The organism is Pseudomonas sp. 43(2021) (assembly GCF_017490805.1).
In the GTDB taxonomy this organism is placed as follows: Bacteria; Pseudomonadota; Gammaproteobacteria; order Pseudomonadales; family Pseudomonadaceae; genus Aquipseudomonas.
The window spans coordinates 1-567 of the sequence record NZ_JAFGYJ010000197.1 but is presented as its reverse complement, the minus strand read 5'-3'; the positions used below and the strand labels follow the sequence as shown (position 1 = coordinate 567).

The 567-nt window shown below is 61.7% G+C and carries 1 protein-coding gene; it reads left to right on the top strand.

From position 1 onward, the window contains the following. Positions 1-567 (top strand): hypothetical protein (locus J5M71_RS26730; protein ID WP_207838500.1); only part of this gene is annotated, 567 nt, incomplete at both ends.

Here is a 567-nt window from a genome sequence, read left to right as displayed (position 1 = left end):
CGCAGTGTTGTGCTCGACAGTCGCATCGTCCTCGCCAGCGGCAAGCTGCTGGTCAATGCCGAGGATGATCTGCTGCTTGGCAGCGGCGCGCAGGTGGACATGGCGGGCCGGGTTCTGCCGTTCAATGATGTGCAGAAATACAGCTGGGGCGGCGACGTGTCGTTGCAGAGCAACAACGGCAATATTCGTCAGTTGGCGGGCTCGCGAATCGATCTGTCCGCCGTCAACAATCAGGCCGGCCAATTGAGCGTTGTGGCCCTGGCCACTGACGCTGGACAGGTTGATCTGCAAGGGCAGATTGGCGGCAGCAGCAGTGGCTATTACGACGCGGGCGGCACGTGGGTGCCGTACAAGGCCGGTGGCGTGGACATTCGCGCCCAGCGCCTGGCGGGTGATTTGAGCCAGGCCTTTGCCAGCCTTAACCTGCGCTTGAATGCCGGCGGGGTAGTGGGCAGTCGAAGCTTCCAGTTCAAGCAGGGCGATCTGCGTATCGGTAACGAACTCAAAGCGGGCGAAGTCAATGTCTCGGTGGACAACGGCAACCTGACCGTGGACGGGGTGATCGAT